The following is a 15,859-nucleotide window of genomic DNA, read 5'->3' as shown; positions in this document are numbered from 1 at the left end:
GCCGGCGGACACGGGTCGTGGGTTCCGTCCTTGCCAGGGTGTTACGGGACGAAGGACGACGCCTGCTCCCGACGGGGCGAAATTCGGCCCCTTCTCTCCCCCTGGCAGTGCAGGAGACAGCGAGGCACCGCGCCAGGCGGTCAGGGAGCCGACCCGCCTCCCGGGCGCTGTTCCGCCCCACGCGTGGCGGCTGCGAGACCCCACGCGTGACCGGTGCAAGAAGCGGCGAAAGGGGGCGAAAGCTAGTATTGCGGCATGTCTGGCACGGCCGACGACGCGACCAGTGCGGCGCACCGGAGCATCGCACCACGCGGCCTCGGCAGCCGGGCGCCCACCACCGCCCTGACCGACTGGGGACGCAAGCAGTCGGCGAGCCTGTACGACGTGTTCGTGCTGGCCGTGACCATGCTCGACGGCCGTCCGGTGGACGAGATCCTCCAGTTGGCCATGGACGAGGTGCCACTCCTCCTCGACTGCCGGCCCGAGGGCTGCTACATGCTCAGGGACGGCCGCTTCGAGCTCGAGGCCACGCCGAGCACACGGACCCTCGGCGGCCGGGCACCGCGCGAGCTGACCGACCCGGTCGAACAGCTGACCGCACTGGGAGGGGAGGACGGCGCCGTCCACTTCCAGGAGGGCGGCTGGGGCTGGGCAGTGGGCCTGCGCAGCTCCGGCGGACTGCTCGGCTACCTGCTGGTCAGCGCCGGGAAACCGCCTCCCGACGAGGACCGCTTCCTCGTCTACGCCCTCGCTCAGCCGACCGGCGCCGCGCTCTACAACGCCGAAGCCCGCCGCCGCGACCGCGAGTACGCCCGACAGCTGTTCCGGGCGATCGAGGAGCGGGACGCGGTCAACGAACGACTCACCGCGCTGGTGGCGGAGCTGGAGGAGCAGCGCACCGTGCACGACGTCCTCGCCCGGACCTCCGTCACCGACGAAGGGGAGCACGGCATCGCCGCCGCCGTGTATGAGCTGACCGGCCTCGCCACCCGTGTCGAGGACCGCTTCGGAAACCTCCTCGCCCGGGCGGGGCCGGTCCCGCCCGAGGCGGACACCAAGCCCGATCCGCTCCAGCGCGAGCAACTCATGCACGACGCGATGCGCGAGCTCGGTCCGATCCGCCACGAGGGACGCCTCATCGGACTGGCCCGCCACCACGGGGAGCCCCTGGGCAGCATCGAGCTCATCGACCCCGACGGCACGGCGGGCGGAGCCGAGATGTTCGCCCTCGAACACGCCTGCACGGCACTGTCCCTGGAACTGGCCCACCGCCGCAGTCTGGCGGAGGCCGAACTGCGGCTGCGCCGGGAACTTGTGGACGACCTGCTCACCGGCGCCGACGACGGCGGCGCGTACGCCAGGGCCGAGGCCGTCGGCCACGACCTGCACGGACCGCACCACGTCACGGTCGCGCAGTGGCGTGGAACGGCCGCCGACGACCGCTTCCTGGGGGCGGTGGGACGTGCCGCGCAGGGACTGCGCCTGCGGTCGCTGCTGGCCCGGCGAGGGGACATGGCGGTGCTCGTGGTCCGGGGCGAGCCGCGTGACTCGGGTCTGTACAAGGCCCTCGCCGACGAAGTGGGCTCTCCGCACGGCGCGGTGGGCATCGGCAGCCTGTGCGAGGCGGTGGCGGACATCCCGCGCTCCTTCGACCAGGCCGTCCGCGCGCTCGCCGTACGCCGCCAGTCCCACCCCGCGGACGGCACCACGACCTGCGAGGAACTCGGCCTCTACCGCATCCTGGCCCGGGACAAGGACGCGGGAGACGTCACCGACTTCGTCCGCGAATGGCTCGGCGCGCTCCTCGACTACGACGACGCCCATGGCACCGACCTGGTGCACACCCTCACCCGGTACTTCGACCACGGCGGCAACTACGACGAGACGGCGCGGGCCCTCGCCGTGCACCGCAGCACGCTCCGCTATCGGTTGCAGCGCATCAGGGAGGTCAGCGGCCGCAGGCTCGACGAGGTGGACAGCCGCTTCAACCTCCAGGTCGCCACCCGGATCTGGAAAGTCAGCGGCCCCGCGCTCTGACCGGCCCCTTCGCCCCGCTCACTCGAACCGGGAGGGATCGCCCGCTCCTCGTCGTACGATCTCGGGCTCGCCCTGCGAGAAGTCGATGACGGTCGTCGGCTCGACGCCGCAGTCGCCGGAGTCGAGGACCGCGTCCACCACGTGGTCGAGCTCCTCCTTGATCTCCCACCCCTGCGTCAGCGGCTTCTCCTGATCGGGGAGGAGCAGGGTGCTCGACAGCAGGGGCTCGCCGAGCTCGGCGAGGAGCGCCCGGGCGACGACATGGTCGGGAATCCGGACGCCGACCGTCTTCTTCTTCGGGTGCAGCAGCCTGCGCGGTGCCTCCTTCGTCGCCGGGAGGATGAAGGTGTAACTACCCGGAGTCGAGGCCTTGATCGCACGGAACACCGCGTTGTCCAGGCGTACGAAGTGGGCCAGCTGCGCGAAGTCCTGGCACATCAGGGTGAAGTGGTGCCGGTCGTCCAGCCGGCGGATCGAACGGATCCGGTCGAGTCCGTCCCGGTTGCCCAACTGAGCCCCGAGGGCGAAGCAGGAGTCGGTCGGATAGGCGACGAGCCCTCCGCCGCGGATGATCTCCGCCACCTGGCTGAGAGTGCGCTGCTGGGGGTTCTCGGGGTGCACGTCGAAGTACTTGGCCATGCGCCGAGCTTAGATCGGCGGCGTCGGGGACAGGTCCTAGCCCCATGGCCATTCGTTCGGTCGATCCTGAGACCTCGCACCCCTGGTACCGACCAGGTACCATCCGTGTATGCCATCACTGAACGTGACCTTCACGGAAGAGGAGCTCGAGGGAGTGCGCGCGGCCGCCGCGGCCGACGGCAAGAGCCTCAAGCAGTATCTGCACGACCTCGGTGTCCGGGAGATGCAGCGCAGGCAGTTCGTCGCCGGCGCCACCGCCTGGGCCGACCGGCTGCGCGGCGAGTTCGACGACGCGTTCCCCGACGAGGTGCCGCCCGCCGAGCGCCGGGACGGATCCGCGGCCGCCTGATGCACCTGACCATCGATGTCGCCTGGCTGCTCGACGTCCAGGAGGCCGCCCTCGCCCGCGAGGACATGTCCGTGTCGGACTACTCCGCGCTCGTCGCGGCCGTCGCCCGCCACAAGACCAAGCTGCCTACGCTCGCCGCCGCCGACCCGGACGCGGCCTGGCGCGCCGCCGCGCTGATGCACACCATCGTGCGCCTGGAGCCGCTGCCGCACCGCAACAGCCTGTTCGCCGCGTTCGTCGCCGCCCAGTACATGGACCAGTCGGGCGAGGGCATCGACCCGCCCTACGGAGCCCTGTCCGACCTCGTCCGCAAGATCCGCGACACCCGCGTCGGCGTCCTCGCCGTCGCCGACCAGCTGCGCTCCTGGAAGGTCTGAGGACGCCTGTCCACCAGGTCCACCGCTGCGCCCCGGAGTCGTCATCGCAGGCAGGCGTGAGAGTGCGGGCCCCGATATCGGGACCCATACTTTTTGAACGGCCGGAATGTCCCTTGGACCGAAGGGGACAGTCGCCTGAATTCCCGGTTGTTCCGAGCTGGACGCGGCGCTGCCGCCGCTCTCGACGCTCTGCGAGCAGGTACAGGACGACTCGATCGGAAAGACTCATGCGAGCAACTCTGATTTACGGTGCCGGTGACGTGCGCGTGGAGGAGGTTCCGGACCCGGGGATCCAGCAGCCCACGGACGCCGTCGTACGCGTGCTGCGTGCGTGCATCTGCGGCAGCGACCTGTGGCCGTACGGGTCGCGTCCGCCCACCGAGCACGGCGACCGCATAGGCCACGAGTTCCTGGGTGTCGTCGAGGATATCGGTGCGGAGGTGTCCGGACTGAAGACCGGAGACCTGGTGGTGGCCCCCTTCGTCTGGTCGGACAACACCTGCGACTTCTGCCGTGAGGGCCTGCACACCTCGTGCCGGCACGGCGGTTTCTGGGCCGCGGACGGGGTGGACGGCGGTCAGGGCGAGGCGGTGCGGGTACCGCAGGCCCAGGGCACGCTGGTGAAGCTGCCCGTCGGCGAGGACTCCGCCCTGCTGCCGTCGCTGCTGACCCTGTCGGACGTGTTCTGCACCGGCCACCACTGCGCGGTGACGGCGGGCGTCACCCCGCGTACGACCGTGACCGTGGTCGGTGACGGAGCGGTCGGCCTGTCGGCGGTACTGTCCGCAGAACGGCTCGGCGCCGAGCGGATCATCCTGATGGGGCGGCACAAGGCCCGCACCGATCTCGGCCGCGACTTCGGTGCCACCGACATCGTCGCCGAACGCGGCGAGGAGGGCATCGAGCGCGTGCGCGAGCTGACCGGCGGCGACGGTACGCACACGGTGCTGGAGTGTGTCGGCACGCTGCCCGCGCTGGAGATGTCGCTGGGCGTGGTGCGCGCGGGCGGCACGATCAGCCGGGTGGGCGCCCCGCAGTACGACCAGGTGCCGCTGGGCTTCCAGGAGTTCATGAACAACATCACCCTCACCGGCGGTGTGGCTCCTGCCCGCGCCTACATCGAGGAACTCCTCCCCGACATCCTCGAAGGGAAGATCGAACCCGGGCGCGTCTTCGACCGCACGGTGAGCGTCGACGAGGTACCCGACGGCTATCGCGCGATGGCCGACCGGGAGGCACTGAAGGTACTCGTCCAGCCCTGAACACGGAGTCGACCGCCCCCGCCCGTCCGAGGCGGCCCTGGCCTCCCGGACGCGCCGGGCCCCGCACCGATGCTCCCGCACCGACGCTCCCGCGGTGCCGCTCACTGGTCGTGCGCTCCGCTCTGGCGCCCCCGTGACCTGCGCGTCAGCCCCGTGGGGGCCCTGCGGCACCCCTGAACACCGCTCCCCCGAACACCGCTCCCCTGAACATCACGGTCTGCCGGGATGCGGGCCGGGCGAGCAGGCTGGATGCTCGTTGAAGATCCCACTTCCCGGGAGCATCCCATGCCCGTCCCCGTCACTCCGGTCCGGCGACCTGTCGGCGATCCTCCGGGGCAAGGCCTCTCAAGTCCCGGGCCGGCGCCGGCGGCGGCCGTCCTCGGCTTCTTCGTGATCACCCTCGACGCGCTGGTCGTCAACGTCGCGCCGGCCCTCGATCCGATGCGACTGGTGCCACGCGGCGGAGCGGACGCCTGGTCGGACTTCGGCGGTCACTCGGCTGCCGACCACCCCATCAACTTCACCCCCCACTGGAGAACCGGTGCTTACCGTCCCCGCATACGCCGCCACTTCGGCGACCGAACCGCTCGCGCCGACCACCGTCGAGCGCCGTGACGTCGGCCCGCACGACGTCCTCATCGACATCAAGTACTGCGGCATCTGCCACTCCGACATCCACAACGTCCGCAGCGAGTGGGGCCCGGCGACCTACCCCCTGGTCCCCGGCCACGAGATCGCCGGCATCGTCACCCAGGTCGGTTCCGGGGTCACCCGGCACGCCGTGGGTGACCGAGTCGGCGTCGGCTGCATGGTCAACTCCTGCCGTGAGTGCGTGCCCTGCCTGAGGGGCGAGGAGCAGTACTGCCTCAAGGGCAACACACTCACCTACGGCTCGATCGACGCCGACGGCACCCTGACCCAGGGCGGCTACTCCACCCACGTCGTGGTCGACGACGACTTCGTCGTCACCATCCCCGAGGGCCTCGGCCTCGACGAGGCCGCCCCGCTGCTGTGCGCGGGCATCACCACGTACTCCCCGCTGCGCCGCTGGGGCGCGGGCCCCGGCAAGAAGGTCGCCGTCATCGGCCTCGGCGGACTCGGCCACATGGCCGTCAAGATCGCACACGCGATGGGCGCCGAAGTCACCGTCCTGTCGCAGTCGCTGAAGAAGATGGACGACGGCCTGCGGCTGGGCGCCGACCACTACTACGCCACCAGCGACCCGACCACCTTCGAGCAGCTCGCCGGCACCTTCGACGTCATCCTCAACACGGTCAGCGCCAAGCTCGACCTCGACACCTTCCTCGGCCTGCTCGCCGTGGGCGGCACGATGGTCAACGTCGGCGCTCCCGCGGAGCCGCTGTCGCTGAACGTGTTCTCGCTGATCATGCAGGGCCGCGTGTACGCGGGGTCGCTGATCGGCGGCATCCGCGAGACGCAGGAGATGCTCGACTTCTGCGCCGAGCACGGCATCGGCGCCGAGGTCGAGATCATCCCCGCCGAGAAGATCAACGAGGCGTACGAGCGTGTCCTGGCCTCGGACGTGCGCTACCGCTTCGTGATCGACACCGCGACCCTGGCCTGACCCACCGCGGCACCGTCCGCCCGAGACCACCCCGTACGAGGCGCGCCCCCGAGCCCTCGTACGGGGTGCTGCCGCACGTGCCGAGGTCACCCGAAGGGCACCTGAGGAAAGGGCCGCTGGCCGGCCGCGGGCCGCCCGGCCCCCGCCCGGCGCGCGGACCGCTCTCCGGCCTTCCCGGCCGCGTCGAGCAGGAGCATCGCGTCGTACTCCGGGGTGTCGGGCGGGGCGTGGTACGCGACCAGGCGGTGGCCGTCGGTGCCCTCCAGCGTCATGGACTGGTAGCCGAAGGTGACGTCGCCGACCCGGGGGTGGTGAAAGGTCTTGCGACCCGAGGAATGACCCTTCACGTCGTACGCCTCCCACAGGCGCGCGAAGTCCGGGCTCTTGAACAGGAGTTCGTCGACGAGGTCGGCGAGGTCAGGGGCGTCGGGGTCGGTGCCGGCGAGGGTGCGCAGCCGGGCGACGCAGCCGCGGATCTGGTTCTCCCAGTCGTCGAAGAGCGCGCGGGCGGCGGGGTGGAGGAAGACGTAGCGCACGATGTTGCGCTGCTTCTCGGGCCAGTCCTCGAGCCCGGCCATCAGGTGCAGGCCGGCCGGATTGGTGGCGATCACGTCCATGGTGCGGCTGACCACGTGCGCGGGATTGGGCCGCATGCTCTCCAGCAGCAGCTCGACGCCGGGGTCCACCGAACCGCCGGGATCCACCGAGCCGGCGGGCGCCGTCGGCAGCTCCGGGACGGTGCGCGCGGCGCGTGCCGCGAGGTCCCGGAGATGCTCGAGCTCGGTCCCGTCCAGCCGGAGGGCGGCCCCGAGGGCGTTGACGACGGACGGGCTCGGATTGGTCTCCTTGCCCCGCTCCAGGCGCGTGTAGTAGTCGATGCTGACTCCGGCCAGCGTGGCCAGCTCCTCGCGGCGCAGTCCGGGCGTGCGGCGCAGCCCGGGGCCCTTCGGGAGACCCACGTCGGCGGGTGTCACCCGGGCGCGGCGGGCGCGCAGGAAGTGCCCCAGGCCCGTACCGCCGTTGCCACCTGTGCTGCCCCTGTGCTGCTCACGTGCCATGCGATCCAGTGTGGCAGCCCTGTGACCTGGGTGACAGCCGCGTGAGGGGCCCTGCCACACCCCCGAACACACCCTGGCGCGCGGCAGGGACCCGATGGTGCCGTTGGAGCTGATGCGCAACCGCACCATGGGTGTCCCGGTGGCGGTCGGCTTCGCGGTGAACGTCGGCTTCCACGGCGTGGGGTGGGCCGCCCACCCCACGGAAGTGACCCGCGCGGCCCGAGTCCCTGTCAGGCGGTGGTTTCGGGGCGGTCGGGCTGCGACCAGTGGGTGTGGAAGGAGCCCTCACGGTCGGTGCGCCGATAGGTGTGGGCGCCGAAGTAGTCGCGCTGCCCCTGGAGGAGGGCGGCGGGCAGGCGGTCGGCGCGCAGGGTGTCGTAGTGCGCGAGCGCGGCGGAGAACGCGGGGACGGGGATGCCACGCCGGGCGGCGGAGGCGACGATCTCCCGCCAGGGCACCTGGGCGTCGCTGATCTCCTGGGCGAAACCGTCCTCGGCGAGCAGGCTGACGAGGTCGGGGTCGGTGGCGTAGGCGGCGCGGATACGGTCGAGGAAGGAGGCGCGGATGATGCAGCCGCCGCGCCAGATCCGGGCGACCGAGCCGAGGTCGATCTTCCAGCCGTACTCCGCGGCGGCGTCCAGGATCATCTTCCAGCCCTGGTCGTAGGCGATGACCTTCGAGGCGTACAGGGCGTGTTCGACCTGGGCGGTGAAGCGTGTGGCCTCGGTGGGGCTGAGCGGGGGAGTGGTGCCGCCGGGCAGACCTCGGTAGGCGGCACGCAGGTCGCTCTGGCCGGAGGCGGCGCGGGCGAAGGTGGCCTGGGCGATGGCGGTGACCGGGGAGGCCAGGTCGAGGGCGGTCTGCACGGTCCAGCGGCCGGTGCCCTTCTGCCCGGCGGCGTCGTCGACGATGTCGACGAACGCGCCACCGGTCTGCGGGTCGGTGTGGGCGAGGACCTCGGCGGTGATCTCCACCAGATAGGAGCCGAGGCGGCCCTCGTTCCAGGTGCGGAAGACATCGGCGATCTCGGCGGGGCTGTACCCGGCGACCTGGCGCAGCAGGTCGTAGGCCTCGGCGATGAGCTGCATGTCGGCGTATTCGATGCCGTTGTGGACCATCTTGACGAAGTGTCCGGCGCCGTCGGTGCCGATGTGGGTGGCGCAGGGCTCGCCGTCGACCTTGGCGCTGATGCTCTCGAACATCGGGCCGAGGACGGCGTACGACTCCGCCGAGCCGCCGGGCATGATGCTCGGCCCGTTGAGGGCGCCCTCCTCGCCGCCGGAGATGCCGGCACCGACGAAGTGCAGGCCGCGTTCGCGCAGCGCGGCCTCGCGGCGGCGGGTGTCGGCGAAGTGGGCGTTGCCGCCGTCGATGATCATGTCGCCGTTTTCCAGGAGCGGGGCGAACTCGTCGATGACGGCGTCGGTGGCCGCGCCCGCCTGCACCATGATCATGAGGCGGCGGGGGCGGGCGAGCGCGGCCACGAACTCCTCGGCCGTCTCGGCCGGGACGAAGGAGCCCTCGTGGCCGAACTCCTCCGCCAGCGCGCGGGTGCGGCCGGCGGAGCGGTTGTGGACGGCGACGGTGTAACCGTTCCGGGCGAAGTTACGGGCCAGGTTGCGGCCCATTACTCCGAGGCCGGTGACGCCGATGGAAGCGGATGCGTTCATGAGGCTGCCTGTTCTTCGAATGTCGGCCATGTCAGGGGCGGGGCGACCCCATGACCATGGGTACGGGCCGACGGCCCGGTCTTCTCGATGTCGCGGCGGCCAATCTTGATCAGGTTCACGGAGGCCGTCGTCGAGGCGCGGTCCACGCGGACGGCGGCACGCTCGCCGCCGTGTCTGTGCCCGTGCCGGGCATGGCGGCGAGGAAGGACTCAGTTGCGGCGGGATGCCCGACACCTCGGGGCGGCCAGTTCGTCGATGACGCCGGCGCCGGCGGCGACGCGGGAGACGACCTCCTTCTGGGGTGGGAACCGGTGGGTACCGGCACGTCGGTCAGGCGAAGACGATCGTGTGGTTGTCGTAGCGGATCACGCGGTCCTGGCTGTGCCACTCCACCGCCCGGGACAGGACGGCTCGTTCGACGTCCGCGCCGCGGCGCTGGAGGTCGGCGGCGCTCTCGGCGTGCGTCACCCGGACGACGTCCTGCTCGATGATCGGGCCCTCGTCCAGGTCCTCGGTCACGTAGTGCGCGGTCGCGCCGACGAGTTTCACACCCCGCTCCTTCGCCTTGGCGTAGGGACCGGCGCCGATGAAGGCGGGCAGGAACGAGTGGTGGATGTTGATGATCGGCACGCCGACCTGGGCGATGAAGTCCCCCGATAGGATCTGCATGGAGCGGGCGAGGACGATGAAGTCGACGTTGCCCCGCAGTGGTCGCAGGTGTTCGGCCTCGGCGGCGGACTTGTCAGGACCCGTCGACGGCACGTGGAAGAAGGGGATCCCGAAGCCGCGGACCTCCCCGGCGGTGTCGGGGTGATGGGAGATCACCATGGACACCCTGGTGGGGAGCTGGCCCTGCCGTTGCCGCCGGAGCAGGTCGAGCAGACAGTGGTCCGACTTCGAGGCGAAGATCGCGACCCGCTTCGGCACGGACATGTCCCGCAGCGTGAACCGAAGCTCGAACTCCTCGGCGAGCCGCGCCTTCAGCTCGTTTTCGATCGCGGGCAGCGCCGCCTTGAGGTTGTCCAGGCTGAAGACCGTCCGCTGGAAGAACGCGCCGTCCTGCGGATTGTCGGAGTACTGGTCGAGCGAGACGATGTTCGCGCCGTGACTGCTGAGCACCGCGCCGACCGCGGCGACGATACCGGTGCGGTCCTTGCCCTTGACGATCAGCGAGGCGTGCTGCGGGGCGGGCTTGCGCGCCGGGGTGCGCGCGGGCGCGTCCTGGGTGAGCGTCACGTCAGTTCTCCTTGTCGCGGAAGTCGGCGACCCACTCGGAGGTGGTCTTCAGGCCGCCGAATGTGTAGAAGTGCAGCTTGAGTTCCCCGTGCAGGCGTGCGTCGTAGCCCTTGACCAGGGCCCGGATGAAGCGGTCGGGCCCGGCGGTGCCCATGAGGTTGGTGAGCGAGAAGCCGTACTTCTTGGCGATGGACGTGCTGGTGCCGACGCCGAAGCGGGCCGCGTAGGTCATCAGCCGTCTGATCCCGGCGGGCCCGGGCACACCGATCCGGACGGGCAGGTCGATGCCCCGGGCCCGTACCGCCTCGACCCAGGACAGGACGGCGTCGACGTCGAAACCGAACTGGGTGATGACGGCGCCGGGCAGCCCGTGCTCCTCAAGTGCGGCGCTCTTGTGCTCCATCGCCGACCAGAGCACTGGATCGGCGATCGCGGGGTGCCCCTCGGGGTAGCCGCTCACCCCGACGTGCCGCACGCCGTGTTTCTGCAGCAGTCCCGACCGGATCAGGGCCAGCGCGTCGTCGTACGGGCCGTGCGGCTCGGCGGGGTCGCCGCCCACGACGAAGACGTTGTCGGCGAGGCCGTCCGCCTCCAGCGCGGCGAGGAACTCCTCCAGCGCCGCCCGCGAGGGCAGCCGGCGGGCCGATATGTGCGGTACGGGGACGAAGCCGAGCCGCTTGACCGCCCGCGCGGCGGACAGCCGCATGTCGAGGTCCTCGTTGCCGAGGAAGGTCACATTGATCCGCGTGCCCTGAGGGATGGTGCCGCGGGCCTCCTCGAGCTTCGGGACGTCCTTGCCCGTCATCTCGAGGGAGAAGTCATCCAGCAAAGGGGCCACGGCCGACGCCGCTGCCGTGGAGACGGAATCCATGGTGCTCCTTGCTTCAGGCGGTGGATCACGCCATCACGTAAACTAAATCGATCTAGTGGTGGAGCGTAACAGGTGACTACTAAATCGTTCTAGCCGCGAGGTGGGAGCATTTCCACGGGGGAGCGGTGTCAGGCGGACTCGCGCCAGCGGTTGGTGATCGGCAGGCGGCGGTCCTTGCCGAAGACCTTGGGCGAGATCTTCGTGCCCGGCGGGTACTGCCGCCGCTTGTACTCCGCCGCGTCGACCATCCGCAGCACCCGCGTGACCAGTTCCGCGTCGTGGCCCGTCGCCACGATCGCGTCGCGCCCCTGGTCGTTGTCGACGTAGAGCGACAGGAGCCGGTCCAGCACGGTGTAGTCGGGCAGCGAGTCGGTATCGACCTGGCCCGGCCGCAGCTCGGCACTGGGCGGCTTGCCGAGGGAGTTCTCCGGGATAGGCGGGATGTGGCCGCGCTCCAGGCCGCTCCGGTTGCGCCAGCGGGCCAGGGCGAAGACCGACGTCTTGTAGACGTCCTTGATCGGCGCGTAGGCGCCCACCGAGTCGCCGTACAGCGTGGAGTAACCCACCGCCAGCTCACTCTTGTTGCCGGGCGCGAGCACGATGTGCCCCTCGTCGTTGGACAGCGCCATGAGCACCGTCCCGCGCAGCCGTGACTGCAGGTTCTCCTCGGCGAGGCCGGTCAGCCCGAGCGCCCCCATGTAGGCGTCGAACATCGGCGCGATCGGTACGGTCCGGAAGTTCAGTCCGGTGCGCCTGGCCAGTTCCGCCGCGTCGGAGACCGAGCGCTCCGAGGAGTACGCGGACGGCATGGCCACCCCGTGCACGTCGGCCGCCCCCACCGCGTCGCAGGCGATGGCGGCGGCCAGGGCCGAGTCGATACCGCCGGACAGCCCGATCAGCACGCTGCGGAAGCCGTTCTTGGCGACATACCCGCGCAGACCCACGACCAGCGCCGTGTACAACTCCTCGTCGTCCCCGAGGCGCGCCATCTGCGCGCCGGGGGCCTGGATTTCGTACGGCGGCAGCGGCTCGGCCGAGACGGTACGGTGGTCCACCACCAGCCCGCCGTCGAGCACACCGGCCGGCGGCTCCTCGGCGGCGGCCGGGAGGTCCAGGTCCACCAGCGTGCAGACCTCCTCGAACTGCCGCGCCCGGCGATGACTTCCCCCTGCGCCGACACCACGATGGAGTCGCCGTCGAAGACCAGTTCGTCCTGGCCGCCCGTCATCGTCAGGTAGGCCAGTGTGCAACCGGCCTCCTGGGCGCGCCTGCGGACCACGTCCAGGCGGTTCTCGTGCTTGTCGAACTCGTACGGCGAGGCGTTGATGGAGAGCAGCAGACCCGCCCCGGCTGCCCGGGCGGCCGGGGCCCGGCCGCCGTCCTGCCACAGGTCCTCGCAGATCGCGAGCGCGACGTCGACGCCGCGCACCCGCACCACGGGGAGCGTGTCGCCCGGCACGAAGTACCGGACCTCGTCGAAGACGCCGTAGTTCTGAAGGCGGTGCTTCGCGAGCCGCAGCACGACCTCGCCCCCGTGCAGCACGGCGGCGGCGTTCCGCGGTGCGCCGGCGGGCTGCCCGAGGCGTGGCCGGGCCTCGCCGCGGTCGATGTAGCCGACGACGACCGGCAGTTCGCCGAACCCCTCCTCGGCCAGCCGCCCCGCGAGCGCGTCCAGCGCGGTGCGGGAGGCCTCCACGAAGGAGGACCGCAGTGCGAGGTCCTCGAGGGGAAACCCGGTCAGCGCCATCTCGGGGAACGCCACCAGATGCGCTCCCCGCTCAGCCGCGTGCCGGGTCCAGCGCACGATCGACTCGGCGTTCCCGCAGAGGTCACCGACGGTCGAGTCGATCTGGTTCATGGCGAGACGCAGTTGAGGCATCCGCCCCCTGTAATCGTCACACCGACGCGATGGGGGTGCGGCCCGGAGCAAGGGAACTCGCGGCCAAGGGAGTTCGGCCCGGTGTGAGCCATCCCGGCGGCGACAAGGAGGTGACCGCCGACGGGACCGCCCGGTCCCACAACTCGGCCCGGTGGCAATGCCGATGAGGTCAGGCGTTGCGCCGGTACAGCGTGCGCGCGTGCTGGTTGAAGGGCGCGGGCTGGACCGTGGCCCGGATGCGGGGGAGTCCGAGCTCCGCGTCCGGGGCCGTCCCCGGCCCGGGGTGCTCGCCCCACACCACCGACACCTCGGTCCCCGGCTCGGCGTACCGCTGGTCGATCAGGGTCAGCGACAGGACGGTGCCCACCGGATCGATGCTCGCGCTCTGGAAGGTGATGCCGACGAGCCCGGAGCCCGACTCGACCCGGTGCCGGGAGTAGCTGAGCACGAATCCGGGGTCGTCCCCGAGGACCTCGCGCACGTCGTCCGCGTCGAAGACCAGCGTGACCTTCTTGCGCAGGACCTCGTCCTTGGCCTTGCGCAGAGCGTCACGGCCGATGAAGTCGTGGTTGAACGAGATCATCTTGCCGTAGCCGAGTTCGTACGGGGAGCAGTAGTAGTCCTCGATGTTCTCCGAGAAGAAGCTGCCGCCCAGGGGCCGTTGGCCCTCGATGCCGTACAGGGCGATGTGCCTGCGGTAGGCGAGCAGCTCCGGGTCGCTGTAGACGCCGGGGACGGGCGACGGCACCCAGCCGCTCTCCACACTGGGCGTGGCGTACGCGAGCGCGCCCACCTGGACCAGTCCGAAGGGCTCACCCGCCCGCAGCAGCGCCTCCTTCACCGCCCCGGCGTGCTCCCACGCGCCGATGAACTCGTAACCGGCCTGCCCCGCCATGCCGTGGCGCAGGGCGCGGAAGTTCATACCGTCCAGGGTCAAGGGGGAGGAGTGGAAGAACTTGGTCGGCGGCAGCGGACCGCCGAACGCGCGCTCCACGAGCTCGCTCGCCAGCGGTCCCTGGATCTGGTAGCGGAACAGCTTTGGGTCACCGCTCTTGCGGAACGCCGACGACGGGTCGGTGACGTAGGTGACGTCGTAGCCGCCCTGCTCCCCGTGGTACTGGACCCAGTGCTGGGCGGTGGGGATGCCGCTGAGCGTGTACGTGTTCTCCGCGTCGCGGGACAGGATGCCGTCCGTGACGATGTTCCCGTCCCGGGTCACGGGTATGTACTGCTTGGCCTGACCCACGGCGAAGTTCTCGAAGTTGTTCGCGCCCAGGTCCGTGAGCAGACGGGTGGCGTCGGGCCCCTCGATGAACATGTCGTACATGTGGTGCGAGAGATTGAGAAGCGCGACGCCCTCGTGCCACGCGGCCTGTTCCTCGCGCCAGCCGGTGTACTCGCGCTCGACGACCTCGGGGGTCCAGGGCGCGGCGTTCGGCTTCCACAGCAGCTTGACGGGCGAACCGGCCCGGTCGATGCCGTCCTGAAGACTGGGGGATGCCATACGGCTCCTCTCATCGCCGTCTGCCCGGGCGGCTCGCCCCGCCGAACCGGTCGTGCCGCACGTGCCGCAGCTCAGCGCTAGATCGTTCTAGTTCCGCGGGCGGACGTGTCTGCTAAATCGATCTAGCGGGACCGTAACAGAGCGCATTCGGCGTTGGCGAGGGTCGTGCAATGATCTTTCGGAACGAACTCGGCCCGGCTGGATTAGGCTGCGCTGCAGGGCAGGAGTCGACGCCGGCGTCGATGGCGGCGCGGTACGACGACCGGGAGTGCGGTGATGGCTGGTTCGGGGCGGGTGACGTTGAACGACGTCGCCGCGGCGAGTGGAGTCTCGCGGGCGACCGTGAGCTTCGTGCTCAACGACGACCCGAACCAGACGATCTCGCCGACCACCCGCGAGCGCGTGCGGCAGGCCGCCCGTGAACTCGGCTATGTGCCGCACGGCATCGCGCGGGCGCTGCGCGAGGGCTCGTCCCGGATCGTCGTCCTCGACATCGACTGGGGTCTCGAAGGCAACTACTCGCGCAGTTACATCCGGGGCCTCGACGACGAACTCGCCGCCCACGACCATGTGTTGCTCGTCCGGCACGGGCACTCCGCGCCGCACTCGACGCAGCAGGTCCTCGACACGATCACCCCGCGCGCCGTGCTGCGGTTCGCCGAGTCCTATCTGAGCGGCCACGAGCCCGACGCCGAGGACTGGAAGAACGGCTTCGCCGGGCATGCCGCCCTGCAGATCCGCTACCTCGCCGAGCGCGGCCACACGGACATCGCCATGGCGCTGCCGGACAGCGACTCGCCGCTGGCCGAGGTGCGCATGCGCTTCGTCCGTGAGACCGCGGACGCGCTGGGACTGCCGGCGATCGCTCCCTTTGTGGTGCCGAGGCCAAGAGTGGCCGGTACCAAGGCTGTTGAGGCGTTCCGAGTGGCGCACGAGTCGGTGACGGCCGTCGCCGCCTTCGACGACGACGTCGCCCTTCGCACCCTGACCGCCCTGCACGACCTCGGTCTCACCGTGCCCGACGACATCGCCGTGATCGGCTTCGACGACACCGAGTACGGCGCCCTGATCACCCCCGCACTCACCACCGTCCACATCGACGCCGAAGCCCACGGACGACAGGCCGCACGCACCGCCCTCGGCCTCGACACGGCCGGCATCACCCGGTCCCCGGGACGGGTGCTCGTCCGCGACTCGGCCTGACCCGGCCCTGTCCTTGCTCACGTCGGGGCGGTGGCGGGGGCCTCACGACCTGGACCTTGCAGCTTGCTGACGTCGCTCCGACGGTGGTCCGGCTCGAGGGGCGGCGCGGCCACGGTCGCCCGGATCTCCCGCTGAGCCGTTCCCGGCCTGCCCCCAGAGGACCGTGACCTCCGTGCCGGGGCGGCACCA

12 protein-coding genes and 1 pseudogene are annotated in these 15,859 nt (G+C 70.7%); 6 read left to right on the top strand and 7 right to left on the bottom strand.

Features of this window, described 5'->3' with window-relative positions:
• Window positions 1-255 precede the first annotated feature (255 nt).
• A complete protein-coding gene (locus tag ACFZDJ_RS37330) occupies window positions 256-2,037 on the top strand; it encodes a helix-turn-helix domain-containing protein (RefSeq protein ID WP_391065658.1) in 1,782 nt (593 codons plus the stop codon).
• An 18-nt stretch (window positions 2,038-2,055) separates the two neighbouring features.
• Here the strand turns inward: ACFZDJ_RS37330 and ACFZDJ_RS37325 are convergent, their stop codons facing one another.
• Entirely contained in the window at window positions 2,056-2,676 is a 621-nt protein-coding gene (locus tag ACFZDJ_RS37325; RefSeq protein WP_101406829.1) for an L-threonylcarbamoyladenylate synthase, read from the bottom strand.
• Window positions 2,677-2,785: 109 nt separating this feature from the next.
• On the opposite strand from ACFZDJ_RS37325, the gene ACFZDJ_RS37320 reads away from it, so the two are divergent.
• The 4 genes from ACFZDJ_RS37320 to ACFZDJ_RS37305 all read left to right on the top strand — a co-directional run bounded on the left by ACFZDJ_RS37320 (window position 2,786) and on the right by ACFZDJ_RS37305 (window position 6,249).
• Window positions 2,786-3,025: a hypothetical protein gene (locus ACFZDJ_RS37320; protein WP_067374823.1), complete on the top strand. Its 240-nt coding sequence runs from the start codon at window positions 2,786-2,788 to the stop codon at window positions 3,023-3,025.
• Window positions 3,025-3,402, top strand: a complete 378-nt coding sequence (locus ACFZDJ_RS37315; protein WP_391065655.1) for a toxin Doc — start codon at window positions 3,025-3,027, stop codon at window positions 3,400-3,402. The genes ACFZDJ_RS37320 and ACFZDJ_RS37315 overlap by 1 nt, the downstream gene beginning before the upstream one ends.
• 227 nt (window positions 3,403-3,629) lie before the next feature.
• Window positions 3,630-4,664: a zinc-binding dehydrogenase gene (locus ACFZDJ_RS37310; RefSeq protein WP_391065652.1), complete on the top strand. Its 1,035-nt coding sequence runs from the start codon at window positions 3,630-3,632 to the stop codon at window positions 4,662-4,664.
• Window positions 4,665-5,205: 541 nt separating this feature from the next.
• Window positions 5,206-6,249, top strand: coding sequence for an alcohol dehydrogenase catalytic domain-containing protein (locus ACFZDJ_RS37305; protein ID WP_391065649.1), 1,044 nt, complete (start codon window positions 5,206-5,208; stop codon window positions 6,247-6,249).
• A gap of 86 nt (window positions 6,250-6,335) precedes the next feature.
• Here ACFZDJ_RS37305 and ACFZDJ_RS37300 read toward each other — a convergent pair whose 3' ends face one another.
• From ACFZDJ_RS37300 to ACFZDJ_RS37275, 6 genes and pseudogenes are all read right to left on the bottom strand, one after another.
• Entirely contained in the window at window positions 6,336-7,307 is a 972-nt protein-coding gene (locus ACFZDJ_RS37300; RefSeq protein ID WP_391065646.1) for a helix-turn-helix domain-containing protein, read from the bottom strand.
• A gap of 230 nt (window positions 7,308-7,537) precedes the next feature.
• Window positions 7,538-8,977, bottom strand: a complete 1,440-nt coding sequence (gndA, locus tag ACFZDJ_RS37295) for an NADP-dependent phosphogluconate dehydrogenase (RefSeq protein WP_390933865.1) — start codon at window positions 8,975-8,977, stop codon at window positions 7,538-7,540.
• A 330-nt stretch (window positions 8,978-9,307) separates the two neighbouring features.
• On the bottom strand, window positions 9,308-10,213 hold the full coding sequence (gene purU, locus ACFZDJ_RS37290; protein WP_391065643.1) for a formyltetrahydrofolate deformylase: 906 nt from the start codon (window positions 10,211-10,213) through the stop codon (window positions 9,308-9,310).
• A gap of 1 nt (window position 10,214) precedes the next feature.
• Window positions 10,215-11,084, bottom strand: a complete 870-nt coding sequence (locus tag ACFZDJ_RS37285) for a methylenetetrahydrofolate reductase (RefSeq protein WP_391065640.1) — start codon at window positions 11,082-11,084, stop codon at window positions 10,215-10,217.
• Between the two features lie 128 nt (window positions 11,085-11,212).
• Window positions 11,213-12,963: pseudogene (locus ACFZDJ_RS37280) on the bottom strand (NAD+ synthase).
• 169 nt (window positions 12,964-13,132) lie between these two features.
• Window positions 13,133-14,467 (bottom strand): aminomethyl transferase family protein, encoded by a 1,335-nt coding sequence (locus ACFZDJ_RS37275; protein WP_391065637.1) that lies wholly within the window; start codon window positions 14,465-14,467, stop codon window positions 13,133-13,135.
• A 276-nt stretch (window positions 14,468-14,743) separates the two neighbouring features.
• Between ACFZDJ_RS37275 and ACFZDJ_RS37270 the strand changes: the two genes are divergently transcribed.
• On the top strand, window positions 14,744-15,670 hold the full coding sequence (locus ACFZDJ_RS37270; RefSeq protein ID WP_391065634.1) for a substrate-binding domain-containing protein: 927 nt from the start codon (window positions 14,744-14,746) through the stop codon (window positions 15,668-15,670).
• The last annotated feature ends 189 nt before the right edge of the window (window positions 15,671-15,859 follow it).

This window comes from Streptomyces sp. NPDC007896 (genome assembly GCF_042959425.1).
GTDB lineage: Bacteria > Actinomycetota > Actinomycetes > Streptomycetales > Streptomycetaceae > Streptomyces.
The sequence above is the reverse complement of the archived record's forward strand: the minus strand, read 5'-3'. Positions and strand labels throughout refer to the sequence as shown.

Coding starts and splice junctions, on each gene's coding strand:
- ACFZDJ_RS37300 (WP_391065646.1), bottom strand. CDS start 7,307: ATGGCACGTGAGCAGCACAGGGGCAGCACAGGTGGCAACGGCGGTACG.
- ACFZDJ_RS37320 (WP_067374823.1), top strand. CDS start 2,786: ATGCCATCACTGAACGTGACCTTCACGGAAGAGGAGCTCGAGGGAGTG.
- ACFZDJ_RS37330 (WP_391065658.1), top strand. CDS start 256: ATGTCTGGCACGGCCGACGACGCGACCAGTGCGGCGCACCGGAGCATC.
- gndA (WP_390933865.1), bottom strand. CDS start 8,977: ATGAACGCATCCGCTTCCATCGGCGTCACCGGCCTCGGAGTAATGGGC.
- ACFZDJ_RS37270 (WP_391065634.1), top strand. CDS start 14,744: ATGGCTGGTTCGGGGCGGGTGACGTTGAACGACGTCGCCGCGGCGAGT.
- ACFZDJ_RS37285 (WP_391065640.1), bottom strand. CDS start 11,084: ATGGATTCCGTCTCCACGGCAGCGGCGTCGGCCGTGGCCCCTTTGCTG.
- ACFZDJ_RS37325 (WP_101406829.1), bottom strand. CDS start 2,676: ATGGCCAAGTACTTCGACGTGCACCCCGAGAACCCCCAGCAGCGCACT.
- ACFZDJ_RS37275 (WP_391065637.1), bottom strand. CDS start 14,467: ATGGCATCCCCCAGTCTTCAGGACGGCATCGACCGGGCCGGTTCGCCC.
- ACFZDJ_RS37310 (WP_391065652.1), top strand. CDS start 3,630: ATGCGAGCAACTCTGATTTACGGTGCCGGTGACGTGCGCGTGGAGGAG.
- ACFZDJ_RS37315 (WP_391065655.1), top strand. CDS start 3,025: ATGCACCTGACCATCGATGTCGCCTGGCTGCTCGACGTCCAGGAGGCC.